Source organism: Solibacillus sp. FSL H8-0538 (assembly GCF_038003525.1).
Lineage (GTDB): Bacteria > Bacillota > Bacilli > Bacillales_A > Planococcaceae > JBBOPI01.
Genome location: NZ_JBBOPI010000001.1, coordinates 128,362 through 152,830 on the forward strand (window position 1 = coordinate 128,362; position 24,469 = coordinate 152,830).

Annotated in this window: 27 protein-coding genes and 2 riboswitches; of the genes, 16 read left to right on the plus strand and 11 right to left on the minus strand. The window is 41.0% G+C overall.

The window, feature by feature from the left end; all coding sequences use genetic code 11:
- Positions 1-28: 28 nt before the first annotated feature.
- The 3 genes from MHH87_RS00600 (at position 29) to MHH87_RS00610 (ending at position 2,110) form a co-directional block, all read left to right on the plus strand.
- The gene (locus tag MHH87_RS00600; RefSeq protein ID WP_340747410.1) at positions 29-409 is read left to right on the plus strand and encodes a YkvA family protein; all 381 of its coding nucleotides are present in this window, start codon (positions 29-31) and stop codon (positions 407-409) included.
- A 331-nt stretch (positions 410-740) separates the two neighbouring features.
- Positions 741-1,964, plus strand: a complete 1,224-nt coding sequence (locus MHH87_RS00605) for a transglutaminase domain-containing protein (RefSeq protein ID WP_340747411.1) — start codon at positions 741-743, stop codon at positions 1,962-1,964.
- Between the two features lie 23 nt (positions 1,965-1,987).
- Positions 1,988-2,110, plus strand: coding sequence for a hypothetical protein (locus tag MHH87_RS00610; RefSeq protein WP_340747412.1), 123 nt, complete (start codon positions 1,988-1,990; stop codon positions 2,108-2,110).
- A 298-nt stretch (positions 2,111-2,408) separates the two neighbouring features.
- Here the strand turns inward: MHH87_RS00610 and MHH87_RS00615 are convergent, their stop codons facing one another.
- From MHH87_RS00615 to MHH87_RS00630, 4 genes are all read right to left on the minus strand, one after another.
- Positions 2,409-3,335: an N-acetylglucosamine kinase gene (locus MHH87_RS00615; protein WP_340747413.1), complete on the minus strand. Its 927-nt coding sequence runs from the start codon at positions 3,333-3,335 to the stop codon at positions 2,409-2,411.
- Positions 3,325-4,851, minus strand: coding sequence for an argininosuccinate lyase (gene argH / locus MHH87_RS00620; RefSeq protein WP_340747414.1), 1,527 nt, complete (start codon positions 4,849-4,851; stop codon positions 3,325-3,327). The genes MHH87_RS00615 and argH overlap by 11 nt, the downstream gene beginning before the upstream one ends.
- Before the next feature lie 214 nt (positions 4,852-5,065).
- Complete coding sequence (locus MHH87_RS00625) at positions 5,066-5,956, minus strand: EamA family transporter (protein WP_340747415.1); 891 nt, start codon at positions 5,954-5,956, stop codon at positions 5,066-5,068.
- An 11-nt stretch (positions 5,957-5,967) separates the two neighbouring features.
- Positions 5,968-6,537 carry a GNAT family N-acetyltransferase gene (locus MHH87_RS00630; protein WP_340747416.1) on the minus strand — a complete coding sequence of 190 codons (570 nt, stop codon included), beginning with the start codon at positions 6,535-6,537 and terminating at the stop codon, positions 5,968-5,970.
- Positions 6,538-6,683: 146 nt separating this feature from the next.
- Here MHH87_RS00630 and MHH87_RS00635 point away from each other — a divergent pair, with 146 nt between their 5' ends.
- Both MHH87_RS00635 and MHH87_RS00640 read left to right on the plus strand, forming a co-directional pair.
- Entirely contained in the window at positions 6,684-7,634 is a 951-nt protein-coding gene (locus MHH87_RS00635; RefSeq protein ID WP_340747417.1) for a carbohydrate kinase family protein, read from the plus strand.
- Positions 7,635-7,650: 16 nt separating this feature from the next.
- A complete protein-coding gene (locus tag MHH87_RS00640; RefSeq protein ID WP_340747418.1) occupies positions 7,651-8,064 on the plus strand; it encodes a protein-tyrosine phosphatase family protein in 414 nt (137 codons plus the stop codon).
- A 117-nt stretch (positions 8,065-8,181) separates the two neighbouring features.
- Here MHH87_RS00640 and MHH87_RS00645 read toward each other — a convergent pair whose 3' ends face one another.
- Genes MHH87_RS00645 through cbiB form a run of 3 tightly spaced genes read right to left on the minus strand, consistent with a single transcriptional unit; the run spans position 8,182 to position 10,731 of the window.
- A complete protein-coding gene (locus tag MHH87_RS00645) occupies positions 8,182-8,727 on the minus strand; it encodes a histidine phosphatase family protein (protein ID WP_340747419.1) in 546 nt (181 codons plus the stop codon).
- Complete coding sequence (locus tag MHH87_RS00650) at positions 8,724-9,800, minus strand: pyridoxal phosphate-dependent aminotransferase (protein WP_340747420.1); 1,077 nt, start codon at positions 9,798-9,800, stop codon at positions 8,724-8,726. Before MHH87_RS00650 ends, MHH87_RS00645 begins: the two co-directional genes overlap by 4 nt.
- Positions 9,775-10,731 (minus strand): adenosylcobinamide-phosphate synthase CbiB, encoded by a 957-nt coding sequence (gene cbiB, locus MHH87_RS00655; RefSeq protein WP_340747421.1) that lies wholly within the window; start codon positions 10,729-10,731, stop codon positions 9,775-9,777. Before cbiB ends, MHH87_RS00650 begins: the two co-directional genes overlap by 26 nt.
- 268 nt (positions 10,732-10,999) lie before the next feature.
- Here cbiB and MHH87_RS00660 point away from each other — a divergent pair, with 268 nt between their 5' ends.
- The 3 genes from MHH87_RS00660 to MHH87_RS00670 are packed head-to-tail and all read left to right on the plus strand — an operon-like array spanning position 11,000 to position 12,865.
- Positions 11,000-11,197 (plus strand): PLD nuclease N-terminal domain-containing protein, encoded by a 198-nt coding sequence (locus MHH87_RS00660; RefSeq protein WP_340747422.1) that lies wholly within the window; start codon positions 11,000-11,002, stop codon positions 11,195-11,197.
- Complete coding sequence (locus MHH87_RS00665) at positions 11,194-12,096, plus strand: ABC transporter ATP-binding protein (protein WP_340747423.1); 903 nt, start codon at positions 11,194-11,196, stop codon at positions 12,094-12,096. The genes MHH87_RS00660 and MHH87_RS00665 overlap by 4 nt, the downstream gene beginning before the upstream one ends.
- Positions 12,083-12,865, plus strand: a complete 783-nt coding sequence (locus tag MHH87_RS00670; protein ID WP_340747424.1) for an ABC transporter permease — start codon at positions 12,083-12,085, stop codon at positions 12,863-12,865. Before MHH87_RS00665 ends, MHH87_RS00670 begins: the two co-directional genes overlap by 14 nt.
- A gap of 112 nt (positions 12,866-12,977) precedes the next feature.
- Here MHH87_RS00670 and MHH87_RS00675 read toward each other — a convergent pair whose 3' ends face one another.
- The 4 genes from MHH87_RS00675 to MHH87_RS00690 are packed head-to-tail and all read right to left on the minus strand — an operon-like array spanning position 12,978 to position 15,651.
- Positions 12,978-13,823, minus strand: a complete 846-nt coding sequence (locus MHH87_RS00675) for an energy-coupling factor ABC transporter ATP-binding protein (protein ID WP_340747425.1) — start codon at positions 13,821-13,823, stop codon at positions 12,978-12,980.
- An 11-nt stretch (positions 13,824-13,834) separates the two neighbouring features.
- Positions 13,835-14,614, minus strand: coding sequence for a cobalt ECF transporter T component CbiQ (gene cbiQ, locus MHH87_RS00680; RefSeq protein WP_340747426.1), 780 nt, complete (start codon positions 14,612-14,614; stop codon positions 13,835-13,837).
- Between the two features lie 6 nt (positions 14,615-14,620).
- Complete coding sequence (locus MHH87_RS00685) at positions 14,621-14,905, minus strand: energy-coupling factor ABC transporter substrate-binding protein (protein ID WP_340747427.1); 285 nt, start codon at positions 14,903-14,905, stop codon at positions 14,621-14,623.
- A 2-nt stretch (positions 14,906-14,907) separates the two neighbouring features.
- On the minus strand, positions 14,908-15,651 hold the full coding sequence (locus tag MHH87_RS00690) for an energy-coupling factor ABC transporter permease (RefSeq protein WP_340747428.1): 744 nt from the start codon (positions 15,649-15,651) through the stop codon (positions 14,908-14,910).
- A gap of 120 nt (positions 15,652-15,771) precedes the next feature.
- Positions 15,772-15,952: riboswitch (cobalamin riboswitch) on the minus strand.
- 200 nt (positions 15,953-16,152) lie between these two features.
- Positions 16,153-16,331: riboswitch (cobalamin riboswitch) on the plus strand.
- Between the two features lie 147 nt (positions 16,332-16,478).
- On the opposite strand from MHH87_RS00690, the gene cobJ reads away from it, so the two are divergent.
- From cobJ to MHH87_RS00730, 8 genes are read left to right on the plus strand one after another with little or no spacing between them, the layout of a single operon-like run.
- The gene (cobJ, locus tag MHH87_RS00695) at positions 16,479-18,113 is read left to right on the plus strand and encodes a precorrin-3B C(17)-methyltransferase (RefSeq protein ID WP_340747429.1); all 1,635 of its coding nucleotides are present in this window, start codon (positions 16,479-16,481) and stop codon (positions 18,111-18,113) included.
- A gap of 11 nt (positions 18,114-18,124) precedes the next feature.
- Positions 18,125-18,886, plus strand: a complete 762-nt coding sequence (gene cobK / locus MHH87_RS00700; protein WP_340747430.1) for a precorrin-6A reductase — start codon at positions 18,125-18,127, stop codon at positions 18,884-18,886.
- An 11-nt stretch (positions 18,887-18,897) separates the two neighbouring features.
- Positions 18,898-19,557 carry a precorrin-8X methylmutase gene (locus MHH87_RS00705; protein WP_340747431.1) on the plus strand — a complete coding sequence of 220 codons (660 nt, stop codon included), beginning with the start codon at positions 18,898-18,900 and terminating at the stop codon, positions 19,555-19,557.
- 4 nt (positions 19,558-19,561) lie between these two features.
- The gene (locus MHH87_RS00710) at positions 19,562-20,692 is read left to right on the plus strand and encodes a cobalt-precorrin-5B (C(1))-methyltransferase (protein ID WP_340747432.1); all 1,131 of its coding nucleotides are present in this window, start codon (positions 19,562-19,564) and stop codon (positions 20,690-20,692) included.
- On the plus strand, positions 20,667-21,869 hold the full coding sequence (gene cbiE / locus MHH87_RS00715) for a precorrin-6y C5,15-methyltransferase (decarboxylating) subunit CbiE (protein WP_340750840.1): 1,203 nt from the start codon (positions 20,667-20,669) through the stop codon (positions 21,867-21,869). Before MHH87_RS00710 ends, cbiE begins: the two co-directional genes overlap by 26 nt.
- Entirely contained in the window at positions 21,862-22,569 is a 708-nt protein-coding gene (cobI, locus tag MHH87_RS00720; protein ID WP_340747433.1) for a precorrin-2 C(20)-methyltransferase, read from the plus strand. Before cbiE ends, cobI begins: the two co-directional genes overlap by 8 nt.
- Positions 22,569-23,351, plus strand: coding sequence for a precorrin-4 C(11)-methyltransferase (cobM, locus tag MHH87_RS00725; protein WP_340747434.1), 783 nt, complete (start codon positions 22,569-22,571; stop codon positions 23,349-23,351). Before cobI ends, cobM begins: the two co-directional genes overlap by 1 nt.
- The gene (locus tag MHH87_RS00730) at positions 23,344-24,465 is read left to right on the plus strand and encodes a cobalt-precorrin 5A hydrolase (protein WP_340747435.1); all 1,122 of its coding nucleotides are present in this window, start codon (positions 23,344-23,346) and stop codon (positions 24,463-24,465) included. Before cobM ends, MHH87_RS00730 begins: the two co-directional genes overlap by 8 nt.
- Positions 24,466-24,469: the final 4 nt, after the last annotated feature.

The window sequence follows — 24,469 nt, forward strand, 5'->3', positions numbered from 1 at the left end:
AGATGAACTTGTTTTAGGAGGGATTCGGATGAAAGAAGATATGAACATGGATAATATGATTCGTGGCAAGGATAAGCATTATTCCGACGGGAAATTTTTAAGTAAGCTACAAAAATATGGTGTCGGACTTGGGTTTAAAACAATGCATGCCGCAACAACTTTGTATTATGGCTTGAAAAGTCCCGATATGCCAAAGCAAAATAAATTAGTTGTGCTTGGAGCGCTAGGTTATTTCATTTTCCCGTTAGATATTGTCGCAGATTTATTGCCGGTTGTTGGGTTAACGGATGATGTATTTGTCATTACAGCGGCATTAGCAAAGGTGTATGGCTCTATTACAGATGATATGAAGGATGACGCACATCGTTTACTAAAAAAACATTTGGTGATAACTATTCACATGAAATAAATGAATAACTTTTGAGTGGATAAGAAAGTATTACTTTTCCATTCACATAAGTAAGGACATCAACTCGCTCTATTTTGGGCGAGTTATGTCTTTCTATAGATTTCGTTCTTTGTGGACGAAATCTTTTTTATAATTGATTTACGGAATCCAATAGAATACAGCTCTAAGCATCTAGATGAATTTGAAAATATACCGCAGCATCAGTAATCGTTTTGTGCGCAAGTGGCAATCGTAGCGAAAGGGCATGCCGTTTACTATTGAATTAGGGTTTTCTGTAGGGAATGAATGTTAAGGGCGGTATGCGAGCATGCAACTAATATAGGAGGTTCTTATGTTAAAAAAGCTAGCAATACTTGTTATTTTATTTGTTTTTGCCAAGCCAATCTATGATGTAGCAATGAAATTTATTAATGACAAAGCGTACATAGAGGATGTCTTACCAGTAACGGTGCCAGCGAATGAGAAGAACAGCTCGTTTGACGTGACAAACCCTATATCAACTACGCAGGAAGCTAAATTACCAAAGAACGTGACGTCTATGGAGGAACTAACGGACGCATTTTTCTACTACTTTAGTCATTTTGAAACCGATTTTACGATTCATTACAAGGGTAGTACAAGTGATATTGGAAATATATTAACGCGAGCGACACAAGAAGCAACAGCGCGCGACGGTTATATTGGCGGGCATTTAGGTGCGCGCGAAATGGAATATGAGTATGGTAAATTGGACGCGACGATCCAGGTGTCACAGGATTATTTAACAAATGCGGCACAGGAACAAGTAGTGGAGCAGGCGGTTGCTTCAATTGTAGCATCGGTCAAACCGGCAACGATGACGGATTTTGAAAAAGTGAAGTTTGTGAATGATTATATTGTTAAAAATACGGTTTATAGCGAGGCGACCGTAACGAGTGCGCATAGTGCATTTACAATTTTGCAAGAACAAAAAGGAGTTTGCCAGGGTTATGCATTATTAGCGTTAAAGCTACTTCAAGCACTTGGCATGGAGGCACTTTACATTACAGGAGAAGTATACACAGGTGGTCACGCATGGAACTTAGTGAAGGTGGACGGGGATTGGTACCATTTAGATACAACATGGAATGATCCTGTACCAGATCGGGGGCAGGGGGTACGCTACGAGTATTTTTTAGCAAATGATACGCAAATGAAGCAGGACCACGCTTGGGTAGCAACTGATTTTCCTAAGGCAACGAGCAACAACTATGGTTTTATGCATGTTGTCCAGGACAGCTACGAAAAAGGCGGTTATGTGTATTACAGTAATATACAGAAGGATAATGTATTGTATCGTTTAAATATGCAAACAGGTGAAAACGTACGGCTTACATCAAGTCGTGCGCTATTTATTACCGGCTACGGTGATTGGCTCTATTTCAGCAATTACTCAAACGGGGCGTACTTAGCGAAAATTCGACTTGATGGCACAGAGGAACAGACACTGTACCGTGAAGAAGTAGAGGGGCTCTTTATTGAAGATGGCGTGCTGTACTTTACTACTTCAGATGGGTTGAAGAAGATGGAGATTTAGCAGGCAATTAATGGAGGCACTAAATGAAAATTATTGTACAGGCAGTTATTTGCTCAATTATTGTACATGTAATTTATTTTGTAAGTATTTTTTTATGGAGCTATATGAAAACGAAAGCGTACACTTCAGATTTTCCAAGCACGTGAGAAAATGTAACGGTCCTTCAAAATGAGGTGCAATTCGGCATAATCGCTTCTCCGACGTTTTTGAGTATGCAGTTTTTAGGCGTGGCTGTCGTTTGTGGCGTAGGAATATTTTTTCACAGGAAATTCCACAGCAAAATGATTCATACCTAAATATCAATTACAAGCCGAAAAAAAAGCGTATGAAATCACGACGATTTCATACGCTTTTTTTAAGTGTGGTTGTGACAGAATGACTTTCTTAACTACATAATAAAGGACATTATTTCAACCTATTTGTGGCGGGATAGGCCTTTCAAATTTAAACTGCCCCAAGAGCCCGTCTCACAACATATTCAATCGGTTGCTCTTCACAAAGCACAAAATTTATATCTGGGTAACTAAATGAAATGCGATCTTTTAACTCATTTGTAATAAATTCATTATGTGCTAGCACCCCTCCGTTAATATAAAACGGGAACGGACCATTTTTATAGCCCGCTTTTTTTAATGCTACTTCTGCAATTAGCGATAGTTCGTACGCTGCTTCATTCGCGATAACATGCGCAATTTGGTCACCCATTGCAACCGACTCAGCAAGCACAGAAGCCAAGCTAGCCATACGTGCATTTGTATAATCAGCTACGTATAGCCAGTTAGCAAGCTCGGCGAGTGTGGAAATGCGGAGTTTTTTAAAAACCAGTTCAGTTAAAATAGTTCGTTCGGATAAGCGGCCATCTTCTGTGCGGAAGATAGCCTTTACGATTTGCTGACCAATCCAGTAGCCGCTTCCTTCATCGCCCGCACGGTGACCCCAGCCTCCAGCACGTACGGTGTTTTTACCATTGTAAGCAAAAGCAATTGCTCCAGTACCTGATATAAGAATAGCGCCAGGCTGTCTGTTAGAGGCGCCGAGCAACGTTGCTTCTACATCATTTTCAATGAAAATGTGCTCGATTTGAAGCTTGGCTTGCTGAATGCTTTTATGAATAATTTGCTCTACGATTTGTAAATCATCTGCTGTATCAATACCGGCGATGGCAAATGCTACAACCTGAATTTCCTTTGTATGCGCTGCGACTTGCTTTAGTAACGTTGTTAATACTTGCTCGACGCGTGCTGCACCAATTGCTTGGTAATTTGATCCAGTGGATGTTGCTTCAAAGATAATGTCATTTGAGAGCGTGCGCAGTGAAACTGTTGTTTTTGAGGCACCACCATCGATAGCGAGTACATAATTATTTGGCATCGCTATTCCAGCCTTTTAAAAAGTTTTCTAATTGCTGTTCTGCTTGTAAAATAGAGTCGATTTTTTCGCAAACCCAGCGTTCTAAATCCCCTGAATTTTCTTCAGCTACGCGTAGTGATTCACGCATCGTTTCTGGTGCAGGACCACCCTTTAACGTTCGAATATTAACGAAAAACGCTGGTTCAATTACACGATAAAAATCAGCTTCCGAAATGATTAATGGCTTGCCTGTCACTTGAAGTGATTTTTCGTTGGCTAGTTCCCACTTTAATCCAGCAAGAGATTCCTCTTTTTCTTCAAGCAGAGCACTGACGCACAAGCTCACAATTTTATGAGACTGGCGGAATGAAATGCCTTCAGAACGGACAAGTGAATCTGCCAGTTCTGTTACGTTCGCGAAGCTATTTTGCGCACGTTTTAATAAATTTTCTTTATTTACATTCATTGTCACAACGAGGCTACCGAATAATTTGTAAATGCCGATGAGGCGATCAATTGCGCGCCATAAATACGGTTGCATATCATCCTCTGTATCGACAATATCCCCAAACGGTGTATTATGAATCATTTGTAACACAGTCCCTGCATCGCCAACAACGGAAGACAGGAGCGAGCGCGTATGTTCAATGGAGACCGGATTGCGCTTTTGCGGCATGATTGAGCTAATTTGCACGTAAGGACTCGCCAGATGGAAGGCATTAAATTCCTGCGTGGCCCATAATAAAAAGTCCTGTGACGTGCGGCCAAGATTGAGCGCGGCTAGCTGTACTATACTCGCGGCCTCCGCAATATAATCTGCTCCGGCAACAGCATCCCATGCATTTTCTATTAAATCATCAAAAGCAAGTAGCTCTTGCATACGTTCGCGGCTAATTGGAAAGCCCGTTGTCGTCAGAGCAGCAGCGCCCATACTGCTGCGATTTATCGTTTCGTACGCAGCCTTCATACGAGTAAAGTCGCGTGAAAGCTGGTCAATGACAGCCTTTAAATAGTGTGCAAAAGTCGTTGGTTGTGCTTGCTGTGTATGTGTATAGCCAATCATAATCGTTTCTACATGTTCCTCGGCAAAGGCAATTAAAGAAGAGCGTAACGTTAATAGCTCTTGCATAAGTGATAGCATTTTTTTACGTAAGGTCATGCGATAAATGGCTATCCCCATATCATTACGGCTACGGCCAATATGCAAATTCCCCGCAATATCACCACCAAGCTCGATCAATTTATTTTCTATACGGAAAAATAAATCTTCAAACTGTGGGTTATAGTCGCGTGTTTTGTAATAGTCTAGGTCTAAATTTTTAATTGCCTGACCGATTTTCCGTGCTTCTTCTGGCGTAACAAGTCCTTGCTCCTCTAACATTTTTAAATGCGCAATATGAATTTGAACCATAGCTGTTAAAAAATGACGCTTTGCTTCGTCGTACGCAGGCTGTAATACCATTTGACGATAGCTATTCGAAGGGAACTGCACACCTTCTGTTTCATTGACCCGATTACGATACTCTTGAAAGAACATAATTACATCTGCCTCCATTAGTTGCTACGAATAAGTAGTGAATAGGAAATGCCCAATCTAAAAGCTTTTAAAATATACTTAATTTTACCTTTTGTGGTCGTTTATATCAATTTTATAAAAAATAGAAAGGCACATCTTGCCCAATATAGGGCGAGATGATGTCCTTTCTTATCTACTAAAAAAACCGACATAAACAACTATGTCGGTTCCATCGCTAATTTGCGTATTTTTTTTTGGTGAAGTAAGAGGGGAGAATCATCCCTATTAAAACAAGAAAAATGCCTGCAATTTGCATTACCGTTAACGCTTCGTGAAGCACGATAACAGAAACAATAATGGCGACTGGTAATTCCATCGCACTTAAAATGGATGTTAGTCCACCACCAACTTTTGGCGAGGCAATTGAGAATAATAAAATCGGTAAAATGATACCGAATGTGCCGAGCAAGATGCCGAATTTCCATAACCCTGCTGTTAGTTGTCCATTCCACAAAATTTCAGGTGTTAGGAAAGTCAAAATGACCACAAGCGAAATAGTAGCCAAAATAAAGGTTCTTCCTATAGTGGTAACACCTTCAACTGTGCGTGAATTAATTTGTAGGAAGGATGCGAAGCTGACGGCAGCCGCCATTCCTAGTGCCCAACCTTGCCATGCAATTTGTGATAGGTCCGCGTCTAAAACACCTGCAGCTAAAATGGTGCCGGCGAATAAGAATAATAACGAGATGACTTCTAGCCTGCTTGGCAAACGTCTTTTAATAACGCAGTCCATAAATAACCCAATCCATGTGAACTGAAACAGCATGACAACAGCTAAAGATGCCGGTAAATAATTGAGGGCTTGTCCGTACACAATGCCCGTTATTGCAGTAAATATCCCCGCGAAAAGTAGTGTCAATATGCCTGGTTTTGTTAGCTTTGGAAGTGAGCGCTGCGTCACAAGAAAGAGTAGGAGTGCTAGTCCAAAGCCAAATACGTATTGACTTGTAACGGCTTCAGCTGATGTGAAGCCGTGCTGCATAGCTACTTTGACAATCGTTGATAATATCCCATAGCTACTTGCTGCAATGATGATGAGCAGGGGGTAAAGCCAGGTAGACTTCATAAATTCACGTCCTATAACTCTAATTGTTTTACCATATGATAGAATGGTTCGTTAATAATGGTCCACGGCTCGGTTACAGCAAAGCCGATGCGTTCGTATAGACGGCGCGCCTTGTCCTTTTCAGGCTCCACATTAAGTGATAATTTTTTATAGCCTTTTGCACGTGCTGTTTCTTCAGCGAATGCTAGTAGTTGTGTGCCAATGCCTAGTCCGCGTGCAGTTTCGGTTACACAAACTGTATCAATATAATATTCATCGTCATACGCTTCAACATCAATCGTAATTGCAGCAACATTTTTTCGCATAAGCCAGTCTTGCAATTTTTTGTCGAATGCTTTTCCTTGGAGGCCGTCATACAGAACGACAATTCCTAATATCTCCTCATCACGGAATGCGACGTAGGTATTTAAATACGAGTGTCGATTATTTCGTTGTGTTACCAGATATTCAAGTGTAGCTAAAATATCCGCCTCATTATGTTCCCCTGTTAATCGGTTGGCAATGTCGGCAATTGCATTATAAATAAGTGGAGCAATATAAGTAGCATCTTCAGGAAATGCTTGTCGAATCAGAATTGTCATGGTTAATCTCTTCCTTTCGAACAAATTATATCAGAAAAATGAACGAATACATGGATTCGGTGCTTTTTAGAATAGTATGAAACTTTATCGTAATATTGATTTTGTGGTACTCTATAAAGAACATACTATCGGAGGTTAGACAACTCATGAGTCAGTCAGACAAAGATTTCATATTAGTTTACGGAGATGCTTTTGTTGATTATATAGCGAATGACCAAACAAATACGTCATTCACAAAATATTTAGGTGGCGCAACGATTAATGTTGCTGCAGGCATTAGTCGAATTGGTGCTCCTTCCGCCCTAATTACGATTACAGGTGATGACGCAACATCCGAATTTTGCCGTACGGAAATCGAAAAAGAAGGCGTAAATATGGATTATTCTATTTTTGATCCGGTGAAACGTGTGAGCGGAGTTTATGTGCATTTAACTGAAAACTGTGAGCGCATTTTTAAAGATTATGTCGATGAAACACCTGATTTACAAGTGAAGCCGGAGCAATTAAACGAAGCGGCATTCAAGCGTGCTTCTATTTTAAATTTTTGTTCAGGAACTATGTTTGAACCAACTGCGCTGTCCACAACACGTGCCGCTGTTGATATGGCAAAAGACAAGGGTGCCATAATTGCAATTGATGCCAATATCCGCCCACTACGCTGGAGCAGTGAGCACGATTGCCGTGAAACGATTACATCATTTATGGATGATGCGGATATTTTGAAACTAACGGACGAAGAGTTATTCTTCCTAACTGAAACAAACACGTTAGAAGAAGGGTTAGCAAAATTAGATGACTTACTAGTACCGATTATTTTAATCACTGTTGGTGCGGAAGGTGCGTATGCAGTCTTAAACGGTGAAGTCATTCATGTACCAGTAGAAAAAGTAGTACCGGTTGATACAACAGGTGCTGGCGATGCATTTATGGCAGGCGTACTTCGCTATGTTCACTTCAACGGCTTACCAACTGTCAAAGAGGATTTAGTGAAATGTGTAGCGTTCGGTAATAAACTGGGTGCGATGGCGGCGACAAAAGCAGGCGCATTAACAGCACTACCTAGTTATGAGGATATAAAAGACTTCTTAAATTACTAATATGAGGGTGGTTGCAATGGATCGTAAATATGGTGAACTTGTTGCAGGGCGTATTTATTTTGGCGGTGCTGCTGATACGAATGATGCGGTGCGTAAAGAAAACGTTGACGTTGTGTTCGATGTACGTGTAAACGGACGTGATGAAGCGGTGGAGTATAACTATATTCATTCGCCGATTACAGAAGATGCGACAGCTGAAACGATTAAAGCCGGTGCGGAGAAGATTGCTGAAGCGTACAAGTCTGGAGAGAAAATTTACATTCATTGTGGTGGCGGTAACGGTCGTGCTAGTGTGATGGCTACCGCAATACTACTTGAAATTGGTGCAACGGCGAATTTAGGTGATGCAGTTGAGCGTGTAAAAACTGTACGCTCAGCAGCAAACGTGCGACCGAACATGCAAGCTGCTCTTGATAAGCTATATAAATAAGATTTAACTAAAAACGAAATCGCTGAGGAGCGATTTCGTTCTTTTTTTTTAAAAACTATTTTACATGTGAAAACATTAAACGAGAGAAATTTGCTGTCATCGCATACTCTTTTCCTGTTAACCGAGTTGATCCATTGGGAGTAGGTGAACGTTCTTTCCCGTAAATTGAATCCTTGTCATACTTGTATTTTGCGGAATTATTTTCTTGTTGAAATAATAGTCTACAATTAGTGCAATAATATCTCCGTGTGTTACGACAAGCAGTTGTTGTTGCGGGAAGCGTATGCAAAGTTCCGAAATACCGTCAAGCACTCGTTGTTGCAAAACTTCTCCATTCTCCTCCCCAGGAATGCTACCATTTGGAAACTGTAACTGCCTTTTAATAGTAGTTAAACCTTCTGCTTCTCCATAGCTTTTTTCAGCAAATTCGTTTAGTAGTTGAATCCGTAAGCCGAGATGCTGTGATAGAATATCGGCTGTTTGCACGGCGCGTAAAAGAGGACTTGACATCAGTTGATCCCACTTGTAATTGCATAACTGTATAGCGCAATTTTGGGCCTGCTGTTTGCCGATTGCATTTAATGGAACATTTTGCTGCCCTTGCATACGACCTTCTACATTCCAATCGGTTTGTCCGTGACGAATAAAGCAAATCGTCGTCATAATGTCACGACCCATTTCAAATAAATGGATTGGAAGGCTTTCATTGCTTCGTCCTTTTTCAAGCCGATACGAAGCCATTGTCCATTAAGTCCCACATAGTTTTCCGTATGACGGAGTACAATGCCATTCGTTAAGCAATAAAAATAAAATTCTCGTGTTTTTTCAGGTTGTGCAAGTTGGAAACAGACAAAATTCGCTACGCTATCTAGTACGATACAGCCATGTTCACGCAAAAACTGGGTAATATTCATACGCTGCGTCTTACTAACATCAATACTGCGCTTGCGAAATGTATGTTCTTGTAAGCACTGTGCACCGATCGATAGGGCAAGTGCGTTGACATTCCAGTGCGGAAGTTTTTGTTTGATCCGTGTAATAGTTATTGGATGACTCACCATATAGCCGAGTCGAATGCCTGCAAGTGCATACATTTTCGTCATCGAACGCATTACCGTCACATGCTCAAACTGTGCTACGTAAGGAATCACACTATTGCGCTCGTCCGTCCAGTCCATAAATGCTTCATCAATCAGTACATGACATTGTTGCTGCCGAGCAGTTTGGATAAGCGAGAGCAGTACATCTAACTCAAGTAATTTCCCCGTAGGATTGTTTGGATTGCAAATATACAAGCAGCTTGCTATTTTCATTGCCGCATTAATTTTTTCTAGCGGTAATTCATGAGCATGAACATCTGTAATAATATCGATGCAAGTCGCACCAGCCGAGGTAAGCGTTTCTTTATATTCGGAAAAAGTAGGGTGAAGCAAAATGACCTTTTTACCGCTAAATAAATTTGCGTAAGTAGAAAGTAATTCGGCTGCGCCATTGCCAATGACTATTTGTTCATTTAGTAGCTGATGTGTCATGGCTAACTGACTGTGTAGTGGCTCTGCTTCAGGATGCGGATAGCGCGTAAGTTCGCTGAAAAGATGTGGCCACATTTGGTGGACTGAATCGGGTGTACCGAGGCAATTGACGTTTTCACTTAAATCAAATACGTTCGTCGGTAGAGGAAGGTCGAAATTTTTATAAAGTGCCTCATAATTAGCCCCATGTATAGGAAATGCCATATAAAAGTCCTCCAATAATTAGTGTAAATAGTAGTGAGACGACTATCATGTGTCGAATCGTGGTGTGAATATGTATGCCAGAAAGTGTCACATCGGGTGTCCCCATATAAGCTCTAAATGATTCCATTCCTTGATAGCGATTGTACCCACCGAGACGAATGCCAAGCTGATAAGCAGTCGCTGCTTCTAAATAGCCACTGTTTGGACTTGGGTGCTTTTTCGCATCAACTAGCCATAATGTAAAACGATTACCGAGTGCGCGTGTCGTTTCATTTTTGGTAAATAAAATAATCAATAAGCCTGTAATCCGGCTCGGAATAAAGTTCGCTACATCATCTAGGCGAGCCGAAAATTTGCCGAACTGGCCGTATTGCTCATTTTTATAGCCAATCATTGAGTCCAGCGTATTAATCGCTTTATAAACCCATAACCCAGTAGCGCCGAACAGTAGCGCATAAAAAATAGGTGCGGTCACACCATCACTTGTATTTTCTGATACCGTTTCGACAACGCCCCGTACAATTTCAGGTTCGTTTAAATGAGACGTATCACGACCAACAATCCAGCTGAGCTTATTACGCGCCTCATTGATATCGCCGTTAACTAGTGGTCGGTATACAAGTAGGGCAGCTTGTTGTAAGCTCTTTTGTGCAAGTCCCATTGCAATAAGTAGTATTTCCACAATGATCCCAAAGAGGGTATGAACTTCATAAGCACTGAAGACAATCCCAAAAACAATGGTAAATACAGCCCCTATGGTAAGAACGGCAGTCAGTACACCTTTTGCGAAGCGAGCCCGTCCGTGGTTCAGTCGATTTGTTAAATACTGAATCCACTGTCCAATGAAGCGTACTGGATGTGGCCATTTTGGTGGATCACCAACAAGCCAATCAATAAGTTGTGCCAGTAAAATGATTATAAAAGTAGGCATTGTTCATACTCCTTTTTAATTGTGCATAAAGCGAGATAATATGTATGATTTTCAGACTGTGTCTGAGTATGCATTGTTTAGCGCTCTTTCTGAATAAACTGTGTTAAGTGTATCACGTTTTTTAGTCAATTTTGGTGTCTTAACGAATTGAGCCTGGATGGGATTAAAGAGTTGAATCAAGTGCATTTTATTTTTCATTACTAATGAAAATGAAACAATTTGGAAGTTCAATCGTAAGTAAATTAAAATGAAATTAGAGGTGAGTGAAATGACAGTTGAAGAAATTCCATGGGCACTTGTGGCACCACTAATCGGACTTCAAGTTATTTTAGCTGTTGTGGCGATTATAGATATTGCACGCAGCTATGCGACAAACGGACCGAAATGGTTGTGGGTGCTCATTTCAATATTTACCGGCATTATCGGACCCATTTTATACTTTATTATTGGACGTAAAAATCAATGACGTGTATTACGGTGAGTAATTTAACGAAAATCTTTGGTCCGCAAACCGTTGTGCAGGATGTCTCGTTTACGCTTGAAAAAAATACAGCTACCGCACTAATTGGTCCAAATGGTGCGGGGAAGACGACGACGCTCTCTATGCTAACGGGACTACTCGAACCAACGAGCGGTATTATTCGGATGGACGGTGTAAGAGATATTCGCGCGGAAATTGGGTTTCTTCCGCAATATCCACAATATTTTTCATGGCTATCCGCGCTAGAATATACCGAAATGGTGGCACAACTCAGTACTATGCCGAAGCGAGATGCAAAGAGAGTAGCACAAAAAATGCTTGAGTTTGTTGGTTTAGGCGATGCGTTAAACAAAAAGACAGCAATCTTTTCTGGTGGAATGAAACAACGGCTTGGGATTGCACAGGCACTTGTCCATCAACCGAAGTTGTTACTACTAGATGAACCGGTTTCAGCGTTAGATCCAGTTGGTCGCCGCGAGATTATGAATCTATTAAAAGAAATTCAGCAAGACACGACGATTTTGTATTCGACGCATATTTTAAATGATGCAGAGGAAATGACCGACCAAGTGCTATTTTTGCGAAATGGTATTCTAGTGGAACAAGGGTCGCTCAGTGATGTACGTGAACGTTTTGATGAGCCGCGCTACAAGGTGCAATTTAGTTCCAGCGAAGAAGCGTTACAATTTGCAAGTCAGTCGGAACTGTCGGCAATTGCTGAGGGTGCTGCTGTCTATGTAGAAATTCGTGACGATAATCCAACGATGCAACAGCTACTCGCGCGTTTGGCAGCCTCTCCGTTTATGGTTATACAGGTGGAACGCGTAACAGCAAGCTTGGAAGAAATCTTTTTGAAGGTGGCGGGTCAGCATGAATCAGTTTAATGTGTTTTTACGAAAAGAATGGCGTGAAAGCTGGCGTAGCTTTAAATTCATTTGGATTCCGCTCGTGTTCATTATGCTTGGTGTGAGTGATCCAATCCTAAACTATTTTATGGATGATATTATGCAGTCGGTCGGCAATATGCCAGAAGGGTTTTCCATGACAATGCCGGAATTTCAACCTGTAGATCTATTACTTGCGTCTACAGGCCAGTTTCAGTCTATTGGGTTAATTATTTTAATTGCAGTGTTTGCTGGTTCTGTTAGCCGCGAACGCCAAAATGGCACGGCAACACTGTTGTATGTACGCCCTATTTCATTTCGTGCACTGTTTTTAAGTAAATGGACTGTCGCAAGTTTAGTTGCCATTAGTAGTGCGATGGCCGGATATACCGGAAGCATGTACTATACAGCAATATTATATGGCACCGTAAACTGGTCGAAGTTTGCAGCAATGCTTGGGACGTATTTTGTTTGGTTAGTATTCGTTATGGCCGTAACACTTGCTATGAGTGCGGTATTTAAAACAATTATTGCCGCCACACTCTCAATTGTTATCGTTCCAATAGGCCTCATCATGGATTCGTTAATTGGTAGCTTTTGGACGGTGACACCTTGGAAATTACCAGGTTACGGCGTGTTGCTACTGACGGATTCCGTTTCCATGACGGATTATTGGTGGTGCTTTGGTCTGACGCTAGCACTAACAATATTATTTATTGTACTAGGTATGTATTTCAGTAAACGCAATGCTAGTACGGTAAAAGTATAATCGATGCCTGGATTAAGTTAGTTTAATTGTCTTTAGAATTTATTACTGTTAAACAATAAATTAAAGCCCTCCGTTATAAGAAGGGGTTATCTTCCAATACAAAGTGGATAATTTATAAGATGTTCAATTTTTGAAATTGCGTAATCAATTCGTTTTTCGTTTTAGGGTATTCATGTTGCGACAATGAATATCCTTTTTTTAGTAGAAGATTCGCTATTTCAAATAGCAAAGGCTTGTCTAGATGTGCGCTGGCAAGTAGGTCGTCGTTGTTGAATAATCCTTGCGCATCACCAAAATAAGCAATTTGACCTTCATCAAACACGATAAATAAATCCGCCCATTCATATGCGAGCTGAATATCATGCGTCGAGAGCAGGAACGTGCGCTCATTATTTTCGAGCTGGCGTAAATAGCCAAGCATTTGGGTTGTAAAATAGTTATCCAACCCCCCAGTAGGCTCATCTAATAATAAAAGATTTGGCTCCATCGCGTACACTCCGGCAATAGATACCCGTTTTTTTTGCCCACCACTTAAAAAATGAATCGGACGATACTGCAATGGTTCAAGCTGTGTTAACGCAATCGCTTTTGCCGTTGTTTCTTCTACTTTTTCGTAAGACCAGCCTAAATTACTCGGTCCAATGGCGATGTCCTGCTTTACAGTGCCTGCAAAAAGTTGATTGTCGGCATTTTGGAAGACAATGCCAATTTGCTGCCTTAATGCTTTTAATGCTTTTTTTGAATATTGTACTTTTTCGTTTTGAAAAAGCAGTTGGCCAGAAGTTGGTTTGATCAGTCCCATCAACAGTTGAAAAAAGGTCGATTTGCCAGAGCCATTTTTACCAACGACCGCAATTTTCGCATTTTGTGGAATGGTAATCGTAATATTTTGAATGGCTTTTGTGCCGTCTGGATACGCATAGCTCACATTTTGCAAGCAGAAATAAGGTTGGTTCATGTCGTTTTCTCCTATAAAGTGGCGATGTACAAAAGAACGAATACATAACAAAGCATGTAGAGCCAATTGTATAGATTCAATATTTTTTGCTCATCGAAATAAATCGGGACTTCATATTGATTGCCGCAACGTGCCTCGATTGCTATCGATAAAGCATGGCTGCGGTAAAGGACATCTTGAAATAGAGACGTCACTAAAATCGCCAATGATTGAAACGATTTTTTCAACGAATGGTACCCGAGGCGCGCATTTTGAGCAATATAAATTTGGTGCGCACTGTTTAAAAAAATAAAAATAAACTGATAAGTAAGTTCAATGAGTTCAATCAGTAAAATGGGAACACGGCATTTTCTAAGGACGGTGCAAATCTCATTAATAGATGTTGTTAATATTAGGAAATACAAACAGCTAATAGAACCAATCGCCGTAATGATTAAGTGTACGGCAGTGTCTAAACTAGAGTGAGAAATAAAAATATTAAAATAAAAAATGTCGGTATACCAGATGATGGTTGTCAGTTGCCCAATATCCGTTGTGAAGGAAAATAAAACACTAACGGCGCTCGTTGTAATAAAAAAAATGGGCGTTACTAATAATTTGCAATAATACTGTACCGGAATTTTTGCTGCGAAAATGATCATACCACTCATGGAAAAAAATATAAACGTTGTCACGAGTGGCTGCTTAACTAGTAATAGAACGAGTAGTGAACTAAGTGCAAATATCATTTTTTCTAAAGGGTGTACATTTCTGAGTTGATTAATATAAGCATATTTGTCGATTAACAGCATACAAATTTACTCATTTCTTTGCTTTTGGTAACGCCCTCGCATGAGACCGATAAAGTAGCCGATAAATCCAGCCCCAATGGCAGCTTGCAATACAAATAATAAGCTTTCAATTTCACCACTTGGCGGTTCCCAAAATGATTCAAACCAAGGTTCATAGGAAGTATTAATTTCAGTAATTGCTACCTCTGCCTCCCCGTCAGCTCCCCCAAACTCTGCATCCTTTTGAATAAACAAAGGAATAATGGCTAACAACACAACAATCGCTAATAACAATAAATTTTTCTTTAGCATATTTAAGCCTCCTTTATTTTAAAAATTTTTAACATCGTTAATTCACGTACATTGTATTTTTGTAAGAAATTCATAATCATAACCGTTAATAAACCTTCGCTCACAGCTAAAGGAATTTGTGTTAATGCGAAAATACCACTAAATTTCGTAAATGATTGCCAAAAACCGCCTACTTCTGATGGGAATGCTAGTGCTAGCTGGAATGAAGTTACAACATATGTACCAAGATCACCTAACATTGCAGCTAAAAATATGGCGATAGAGAATGAAAAGCCTAATTTACTTGCTAATTTATAGACACCATATACAATCATTGGACCCGCAATGGCCATTGAGAAAACATTGGCACCTAAAGTAGTTAAACCACCATGCGCTAATAGTAATGATTGGAATAGTAATACGATTGATCCGATGACGCTCATCGCAAGTGGGCCGAATAGCATCGTTCCTAAGCCAACCCCAGTTGGATGTGAACAGCTCCCTGTAACAGAAGGGATTTTTAATGCAGACAAGACGAATGCAAATGCGCCGGATAATCCAAGCAACATTTTTGTTTCAGGATGTTCTGTGATTGTTTTTCGAATAGAACGTAGACCTAAAATAAAGAAAGGTAGCGAAATTAATGACCAAAAAATGGCCCATTGTAACGGCAAGAATCCTTCCATAATGTGCATTGCGTATGCTTGTTTAGGAATAAATAGTAGTGCAATTGAAAAATAACTCAGTTTCCAAAATTGGTTTTTCATGTGCTTCCTCCTTTTTTGACGACAAAAAGTGCGCAAAAAAGCACTTTCGCTGTGGAGGGAAAGTGCATGAGAAAAAAGCTTAAAATAGCCTTTTTTCCACACCTATCCTCGTAGGTTGAAATGTTCGTAAGTCTGTTGGCAGGTCTCCTGGCTCATCATCAACACGCCTCACACCTTCCCGTTTTAAAAACAGTGGTATTTTGTGAGTTGCTCCGATTAACAGTGGCGGGACCGCGACGGATTTGCACCGTACTTCCCTTTTAAGCTAAGTTACATTAGCACCAAAAAACGATTCAATTGTCATCTTCGGCAATTAGTGTACCACCATAAAAAAAATTTGGCTATTATATTTTTTAGAACATTGAGATTTCTATGTATTTGTAATTTTAGCACGTAAAACAAAGAATTAAATTGTACTGCATACGGAAATAAAATCTTTTTATTAATGAATAGTTGTGGTATTTTAAAATAAGCATTAAATTCAGAAAACAATAAAAATATAATATAGCGAAATTATTAAGTGCTCGAAAAATTCGAGGTAAAAGGGAAACTAGTAGAATTCTAGTACAGCCCCCGCTACTGTAATAGCTGATGAAATCATGAGACCACCATGTATTTGGGAAGGTGTGAGAGTAAGGTGAAGCTTAAGTCAGGAAACCTGCTTAGTAATGTTGTGAAAATTTTTCGGAGGGAGAAATTTAGGCAAAGTAGTATACGATCATGTACTACTGTTTTTGTAGTGCTTTTTTTAATAAATGAGCTGCAAGCCTTTACTCTCTTTTTGAGAGTAAAGGCTTTTTTATTGCGTATTTTTAGGGGGAACAACAGTGCAAAAGGGGAAAATTTTCGTAGTCGGTTTTGGACCTGGAGACTATGAGCATATTACGAAACGAGCAGTAGATGCGTTAAAGCAAAGTGATTTTATTATTGGTTATAAAACGTACGTGGAATTAATAGAGCATCTTGTTACCGCTAAATCGATTGTTAGTACAGGGATGACAGAGGAAGTATCGCGTGCACAAGAAGCAGTAAGGCAGGCGGAGGCAGGAAATATTGTGTCGGTTATTTCAAGTGGCGATGCCGGCGTTTATGGAATGGCAGGGCTTGTGTATGAAGTACTTATTGAGCTTGGTTGGACGGAGAAGGATGGCATCGCGGTAGAAGTAGTACCAGGAATTTCAGCGATTAACTCTTGTGCAAGCTTACTCGGCGCACCAGTTATGCATGACTCTTGTACGATCAGCTTAAGCGACCATTTAACACCGTGGAAAATTATTGAGAAACGTATTGAAGCGGCGGCAATGGCGGATTTTGTGATTGCTTTTTATAATCCGAAAAGCGGTCGACGTACACGCCAAATTGTTGAAGCACAGCGAATTTTATTGGAATATCGTTCGCCTGCAACACCAGTCGGGCTAGTGAAAAGTGCCTACCGAGAGCGTCAAGAAATTGTAATGACGACGCTTGCAGAAATGTTAAATCATGATATTGGGATGTTAACGACAGTTGTTGTTGGGAATTCATCCACATTTTTCTACGATAATAAGATGATTACACCACGTGGCTATCAACGTAAATATACACTTGGTGAAGAAAAGCAACCCCTTCGTCCACATCAACGCTTGAAAAAAGAAGCGGAACCATGGGCAATGGATCAGGAAACGGGGGAAGCCGCGAGTGGATATGAGCAAATTTCCGTGCAAAAAATAAAAAAGCCAAAGAAATCATCGCTTGAGATGGCATCACTAGCACTTTCACTTGTGACAAAAAAGCCCATAACGTCGTCTAAAACGTATATTCAACAAAGCATTGAATCCATTTTTGAAGTGGCAGTTAGTCCAGGGGTAGCTAATAAATTTTTCACATCTGAGCAAATGCGTACACTCGCAGACATTGTAGGCGAGAACGGGACGATGGAATATACGCCTGAGCATCAAATTCATTTGAAAATTCCAACGGATGATCCACAAGCGATTGTGGATGCGCTTCGCCAGGTTGAATTTTTAGTCGCTCCAATTGGCGATGTAGTGAATATAAAGGCATGTGATTTTTGTTATGGGGAAAAGGCCGAGTCGATTCCTTATGCGGAGCAACTACAGGAGCAACTTGGTGGACTGAATTTACCTAAGCAATTACATATTGGCTTCAACGGTTGTGGTATGGCTTGTTACCGTGCAGTTTTTGATGATATTGGAATTGTCTATCGAAAAAGTAAATTTGATATTTTTCTTGGCGCGAAGCCCGTTGGACGGACAGCGCATGCAGCACAGCCGGTTGTAGAAGGATTAGAGCCGGAGCAGCTTGTATCCCTAATAACAGAAATTATTAATGAATATAAAGCAAACGCACATCCAAATGAAAGATTGTTCAAATACTTCAAGCGTGTGAAAAAGATTTTGAACTTCGACTATCAAGATATGATGACAAAAATTAAAGTCGAGCCGGCCCCGTGTGGTGATTAGGAGGAGCTTTCATGATTTTATTTTTAGCGGGCACGAGTGATGCGCGTGCATTAGCGGTTCAATTACAAAGTAAAGGGTACGAGTTACTCGCAACAGTCGTAACAGAATCAGCAGCAACGAGCTTGCAAGAAGCGGGTATTGCGCATCGAATTGGTCGCTTATCCGCAGAGGAAATGCAGGAGCTAGCAATAAGTATCGGTTGCAAGTGCATTGTAGATGCGAGTCACCCATTTGCGGAGGAAGCATCGAAGCAAGCAATGGTAGCTGCAAAAGAAGTAGGCATTCCCTATATTCGTTATGAGCGTCAGCAACAGAAACATGTACATCCACTTATTACAGAAGTGGATAGCTATGAGGCAGCTGCAAATCTTGCGTTGCAAAAAGGTGGCACGATTATGCTGACTACCGGTAGTAAAACGCTCGCAACGTTTACGAGTGTTCTACTGCAGCAAGAAGGCATACGCGTTATTGCACGCATGCTACCGAATCTTGAAAATATGGAGAAATGCCAAGCGCTTGGTGTCATGCAACGCGATATTGTGGCAATACAGGGTCCTTTTTCGCAGGAACTAAATGAAGCACTATACAAGCAGTATGGTGTCACATTGATGATTACGAAGGCAAGCGGAAAAGTAGGTTCAGTAGATGAAAAAATTGAGGCTGCACTTGATTGCGGCATTGAAACAATTGTGATTCAGCGCCCGAATATTCGTTACGGGCAGCAATTTGTAGCGTTTGAAGAAATTGAGCAAGCAATTCAACAACTATTTTAGGAGGAATATACATGAATTTTAATACAGACTTTACACCATTAACGGTAGACCCAGACAAAATTTATGATTATAGCTTTAGCATTATTAAAGAAGAAATGGGAGAGCACCATTTTACAGATGAGCAGTGGATGGTTGTACGTCGTATTATCCATGCTTCTGCAGATTTTGAATTAGGCCGTAGTGTACTGTTTACACCGGGTGCAATTGAAGCAGGGATACAATCTATTTTAGCGGGACGACATGTTGTGGCTGACGTACAAATGATCGAGAGTGGTTCAGGCCGCAAACGTTTCCAAAAGCATGGCGGGGATTTACATTGCTATATTGCAGACCCAGAAGTGTGGACGGTAGCGAAGGCACAAAATACAACACGTGCAATAATTTCTATGCAAAAAGCAGTACGTCTGCAAGAAGGTGGCATATATGCAATTGGAAATGCACCAACCGCTTTATTGGAACTTATTCGCTTAATTAAAAACGGGGAAGCAAAACCAGATTTAATTATTGGTATGCCAGTTGGTTTCGTATCCGCAGCAGAGTCAAAAGAAGAGTTAGCTAAACTAGAAGGGATTCCGTTCATTACAAATGTTGGGCGTAAAGGCGGCAGTACGGTAACGGTTGCCGCATTAAATGCGATTTCCCTTTTAGCTGACGAACGAGCGAAAAAATAAGCATATGCGCAAGCCAGAAAGAGATCCAAAGGAAATGCGACATGGCTATACAACGGGCGCTTGTGCAACAGCGGTAACAAAGGCCGCATTAACTGCTTTACTAACAACAGAAGAGCAAGAAACAGCGACGATTCATTTACCGGTTGGTCGAGATGCTACGTTTACGATTGAGTCTTGTGTATTTGAAGCGAACGCTGTGACGTGCGAAACGATTAAGGATGCTGGTGACGATCCGGATGCTACACATAAAGCGCGCATTTTAAGCACAGTCCGTCTTGTTGAACAGGTGGGCATCCATTTAGATGGCGGTGTTGGCGTTGGCCGTGTTACAAAACCGGGTTTACCGGTAGATGTAGGGCAAGCCGCGATTAATCCAGTGCCACGCAAAATGATTTTATCGACAGTGCAAGAGGTATTGGATGAATTTCAAGTGTCATCCGGTGTTGAGGTTGTCATTTCTGTACCAGATGGTGAGGAAATGGCCAAAAAAACATTGAATGGCCGACTTGGTATTATAGGCGGTATTTCCATTTTAGGCACGCGCGGCACAGTCGTTCCATTTTCGAGCTCCGCTTATATGGCGAGTATCGTGCAGGCGATTAGTGTAGCGAAGGCAGTAGGGTGCGACCATTTAGTCATTACAACAGGGGGGCGCAGCGAGAAATATGCGATGGCTCAATATCCTCATTTGCAGGAAGAGGCATTTATTGAGATGGGGGACTTTGTTGGTTTTACATTAAAGCACTGTAAAAAACAAGGAATCCCACAAGTCTCACTCGTTGGCATGATGGGTAAATTTTCGAAAGTTGCTCAAGGTGTCATGATGGTACATTCAAAAAGTGCACCAATTAATTTTGGGTTTTTAGCGCAGCTAGCACAACATGCAGGTGCATCACAGGAAACAGTGGCAGAAGTGTTAGCGGCAAATACAGCATCACAAGTTGGAGAGTTAATACTGGAACTTGGACATACGAAATTTTTCGATTTGCTTTGTAAGTCTTGTTGCTACGCCTCATTGAATCATATTAAAGGTGGGATGACGCTTTCAACATCACTGTATTCCATGAAAAGTGAGCTATTAGGAAGGGCTGAGAATATTGCAACAATCGATGAAAATGATTGGTATCGGGGATAACGGAGTTACGGGCTTGTTGCCGCAATATAAAGAGTGGATTGATGAAAGTGAACTCCTTGTTGGCGGGGAGCGTGCACTGGATTTTTTCGAAGATTATACGGGTGAAAAAATCGTTGTCAAAGGTGGCTTAACGAAGCTTGTAGCCGCTTTGCAGCAAGAAACTCGGAAAACGGTCATTTTAGCATCAGGGGATCCACTCTTTTATGGCATAGGTGGTTATTTAGCCAAAAAGTTACCGCTCGAAATTTATCCGACGATGAGTTCTGTGCAACTAGCCTTTTCGCGTATGCAAGAAAGCTGGCAAGATGCTTATTTAACAAGCTTACACGGTCGTTCGATTAAAGGGTTAGCACAGCGTATTAATGGACGAGGCAAGGTGGCGTTATTAACGGACGAAGAAAACAGTCCGAACGCGATTGCACGCTATTTAAAACATTTCGGTATGCATGAGTACAAAGCCTTCGTAGCAGAGAACTTAGACGGTGCTGATGAAAAATACGGCTGGTATACGCTTGATGAAATGGAGCAACAGGCGTTTTCACCGTTAAACGTAGTTATTTTACTCGCGACATATGCGCCAAAACAGTATCCACTCGGAATTGATGATGAGGAGTTTTCACAGCGCAAGCCAGATAAGGGGCTCATTACGAAAAAAGAAATTCGTGTCCTTAGTTTACAAGCAATGCAGCTTCGTTCCACAAGTGTCGTTTGGGATATTGGTACATGTACGGGTTCGATGGCCATTGAAGCAGGAAAAATCGCACACGAAGGGCAAGTATTTGCAGTCGAAAAGAATGAACTAGACTTACAAAATTGCTTGCAAAATCAGCAAAAGTTCCGTGTTGATGTAACGGCCATTCATGCAAAGGCACCAGAAGGATTAGACCGTTTCCCAAACCCGGATGCAATTTTTATTGGTGGATCGGGCGGCGAAATGGCGGAGCTACTTAAGCTTTGTACATCGCGTCTAAAGGAAAATGGACGTCTTGTCATGAATGTTGCGACGATTGAGAATTTATATAAGGCAGTAACCGCATTAAAAGAAAACGGCTGTGAGGTTTCGATTTTACAAGCACAATTAGCGCGTAGTAAGCCTATTTTGGATATGACTCGTTTTGTTCCGTTAAATCCGATTTACATTATTACAGCGTCTCGAAAGGAACAAGAACATGAATAATTTAGGTACGTTATACGGACTAGGCGTTGGACCAGGGGACCCAGAACTAATTACGGTAAAGGCGTTTCGCATCATTCAAGAGTCACCTGTTATTGCTTATCCCAAAAAACTAAAGGGCAGTAAAAGCTATGCACATCGCATTGTGGATGTATATATCAATCCAGAAGAAAAAGAAATGTTGGGGCTAGTGTTTCCGATGACGAAAGATGAAGAAACACTTGCACGTGAATGGAAGAAATCTGTAGAAGCTGTGTACGAAAAACTAGCGGAAGGAAAAGATGTGGCCTTTGTAACAGAAGGGGACCCGATGCTATTTAGTACGTTTATACATATGATGAAATTAATGCGGAAATTACATCCAGAAGTAGAAATTTTAACAGTACCCGGCATTTCGTCATTTAACGGTTCAGCCAATCGACTAGGAATTGCACTAGCGGACGGGGATGAGCATGTGGCGATGATTCCAGCGCAAGATGATTATGACATGATGAAAAAGGCGCTAGAGGACCATGACGGCATTGTCTTTATTAAAGTCGCAAAAGTATTGGATTTAATGCTTGGCTTATTAAAAGAAATGGATTTATGGGATAAAGCTGTTGTCGTTACAAAAGTAACATCAGATGAAGAAATTATTTGGCAGTTGGATGAGCTTGAAGGTGTGGAACTGAACTATTTATCATTAATGGTGGTGCGTAAATAATGGAGAAGATTTGGATTGTAGGAGCAGGACCCGGAGACCCAGATTTAATTACAGTAAAAGGGCTACAAATACTGCGAACAGCAGACGTTATAATGTACACAGACTCGCTTGTCAATGAAATATTAATTGCAAAAGCAAAGCCTGATGCGGAAATTATTCGTACGGCGGGTATGCATTTACAGGAAATGGTCGATACGATGGTTGACCGCGTTAAAGCCGGGAAAACAATTGCGCGCATGCATACAGGAGATCCGGCAATGTACGGTGCCATTATGGAGCAAGTTGCATTGTTAAAAGAGCACGGGATTGGTTACGAAGTGATTCCTGGTGTAAGTTCGGTGTTTGCATCAGCTGCTGCTATTGGTGCAGAGCTGACGATTCCGGATTTAACTCAAACATTAATTTTGACGCGTGCAGAAGGGCGTACATCGGTACCTGAGTTTGAAAAGTTACGTTTACTTGCAAGCCACCATTGTACGATTGCACTATTTTTAAGTGCAACGTTAACGAAGAAAATCGTCAAGGAATTACAAGAGGCAGGGTGGTCAGATGATACGCCAATCGCTGTTATTCAACGTGCAACATGGCCAGATCAAAAAATTGTTCGCACAACGTTAATTGATTTAGATGAAGCAATGCGTGTCAATGGGATTCGCAAGCATGCGATGATTTTAGCGGGCTGGGCACTTGACCCAAATATTCACGAAAAAGATTATCGTTCAAAATTATATGATGCGACGTTTACGCATGGCTTTAGAAAAGGTGTGCGTGTTGATGATTGAGCTACAAGAGGGAATCATCCCAACAGTTGATGTCCGTCATCCGTATGCCATCGTCGCTATTACAAAACACGGAGTTCAAATGGGCCGCGATTTACAGCAGAAATTTGCAAACGCGGACCTTTATTATATGAGCAAATTTGAGCAAGGTGATGAACACGAGCGCCATATTCAGCTATTTTCAGGTACGGTTCGTTTGCTATTACCGGCACTCTTTAAGCAATATAAAGGTTTAATTTTAATTATTTCACTTGGTGCAGTTGTTCGAATGATTGCACCAATTTTAGTTGATAAGAAAAAGGATCCAGGTGTTGTTGTCATTGATGACCGTGGGGAGCATGTTATTAGTGTATTATCCGGCCATTTAGGGGGCGCTAATGCACTGACACATGAAATCGCAAATTTAATGGAGGCAAAGGCAGTTATTACAACTGCTTCAGATGTCCAAAAAACTATTCCAGTCGACTTATTCGGTGCGCGTTTTGGTTGGATATGGGATAGTGAGGACAAGTTAACACCTGTAAGCGCCTCTGTTGTAAATGAAGAACATGTAGCAATAGTGCAGGAAACGGGTGAGAAGAATTGGTGGATGCATGACACTCCGATGCCAAAAGAAATTATTGTGTATTCGTCGATGCAAGAAGCAATTGCTGCAAAGCCACAAGGATCACTAATTATTACCGATCGTTTACTAGTCCCGGAAGAGGAAGTTTTATTAGAAAACGGTGTTGTGTATCGCCCGAAATCACTTGTTTTAGGTATGGGCTGCAACCGCGGCACATCACTTGAGGAAATCGAAGCAATTATTGACGAAACACTTCAGGAGCTCAAATTATCGAAAAAAAGCATCAAAGCCCTATGTACGATTGATCTTAAAAAAGACGAAGCCTGTTTTTTAGCGATTACACAAAAATACGGGTGGGAATTTATCGTCTATACACCAATAGAACTAAATGAAATGCCGCTACTAAATCCATCAGTAACAGTCTTTAAATATACAGGTGCATACGGCGTAAGCGAGCCAGCCGCTATGCGTTATGCACAAACAACTAATTTATTGCTACAAAAAAAGAAAAGCGGCAATGCGACGATTACTGTTGCACGCCTTACGTATTAGGAGG

Coding starts and splice junctions, on each gene's coding strand:
- MHH87_RS00730 (WP_340747435.1), top strand. CDS start 23,344: ATGATTGAGCTACAAGAGGGAATCATCCCAACAGTTGATGTCCGTCAT.
- MHH87_RS00615 (WP_340747413.1), bottom strand. CDS start 3,335: ATGCCAAATAATTATGTACTCGCTATCGATGGTGGTGCCTCAAAAACA.
- MHH87_RS00605 (WP_340747411.1), top strand. CDS start 741: ATGTTAAAAAAGCTAGCAATACTTGTTATTTTATTTGTTTTTGCCAAG.
- MHH87_RS00645 (WP_340747419.1), bottom strand. CDS start 8,727: ATGACGACGATTTGCTTTATTCGTCACGGACAAACCGATTGGAATGTA.
- MHH87_RS00640 (WP_340747418.1), top strand. CDS start 7,651: ATGGATCGTAAATATGGTGAACTTGTTGCAGGGCGTATTTATTTTGGC.
- MHH87_RS00670 (WP_340747424.1), top strand. CDS start 12,083: ATGAATCAGTTTAATGTGTTTTTACGAAAAGAATGGCGTGAAAGCTGG.
- MHH87_RS00630 (WP_340747416.1), bottom strand. CDS start 6,537: ATGACAATTCTGATTCGACAAGCATTTCCTGAAGATGCTACTTATATT.
- MHH87_RS00625 (WP_340747415.1), bottom strand. CDS start 5,956: ATGAAGTCTACCTGGCTTTACCCCCTGCTCATCATCATTGCAGCAAGT.
- cbiB (WP_340747421.1), bottom strand. CDS start 10,731: ATGCCTACTTTTATAATCATTTTACTGGCACAACTTATTGATTGGCTT.
- cobM (WP_340747434.1), top strand. CDS start 22,569: ATGGAGAAGATTTGGATTGTAGGAGCAGGACCCGGAGACCCAGATTTA.
- MHH87_RS00690 (WP_340747428.1), bottom strand. CDS start 15,651: ATGAAAAACCAATTTTGGAAACTGAGTTATTTTTCAATTGCACTACTA.
- argH (WP_340747414.1), bottom strand. CDS start 4,851: ATGTTCTTTCAAGAGTATCGTAATCGGGTCAATGAAACAGAAGGTGTG.
- cobI (WP_340747433.1), top strand. CDS start 21,862: ATGAATAATTTAGGTACGTTATACGGACTAGGCGTTGGACCAGGGGAC.
- MHH87_RS00610 (WP_340747412.1), top strand. CDS start 1,988: ATGAAAATTATTGTACAGGCAGTTATTTGCTCAATTATTGTACATGTA.
- MHH87_RS00660 (WP_340747422.1), top strand. CDS start 11,000: ATGACAGTTGAAGAAATTCCATGGGCACTTGTGGCACCACTAATCGGA.
- MHH87_RS00635 (WP_340747417.1), top strand. CDS start 6,684: ATGAGTCAGTCAGACAAAGATTTCATATTAGTTTACGGAGATGCTTTT.
- MHH87_RS00650 (WP_340747420.1), bottom strand. CDS start 9,800: ATGGCATTTCCTATACATGGGGCTAATTATGAGGCACTTTATAAAAAT.
- cobK (WP_340747430.1), top strand. CDS start 18,125: ATGATTTTATTTTTAGCGGGCACGAGTGATGCGCGTGCATTAGCGGTT.
- MHH87_RS00710 (WP_340747432.1), top strand. CDS start 19,562: ATGCGCAAGCCAGAAAGAGATCCAAAGGAAATGCGACATGGCTATACA.
- MHH87_RS00685 (WP_340747427.1), bottom strand. CDS start 14,905: ATGCTAAAGAAAAATTTATTGTTATTAGCGATTGTTGTGTTGTTAGCC.
- MHH87_RS00665 (WP_340747423.1), top strand. CDS start 11,194: ATGACGTGTATTACGGTGAGTAATTTAACGAAAATCTTTGGTCCGCAA.
- MHH87_RS00600 (WP_340747410.1), top strand. CDS start 29: ATGAAAGAAGATATGAACATGGATAATATGATTCGTGGCAAGGATAAG.
- MHH87_RS00675 (WP_340747425.1), bottom strand. CDS start 13,823: ATGAACCAACCTTATTTCTGCTTGCAAAATGTGAGCTATGCGTATCCA.
- MHH87_RS00705 (WP_340747431.1), top strand. CDS start 18,898: ATGAATTTTAATACAGACTTTACACCATTAACGGTAGACCCAGACAAA.
- cbiQ (WP_340747426.1), bottom strand. CDS start 14,614: ATGCTGTTAATCGACAAATATGCTTATATTAATCAACTCAGAAATGTA.
- cbiE (WP_340750840.1), top strand. CDS start 20,667: ATGAAAATGATTGGTATCGGGGATAACGGAGTTACGGGCTTGTTGCCG.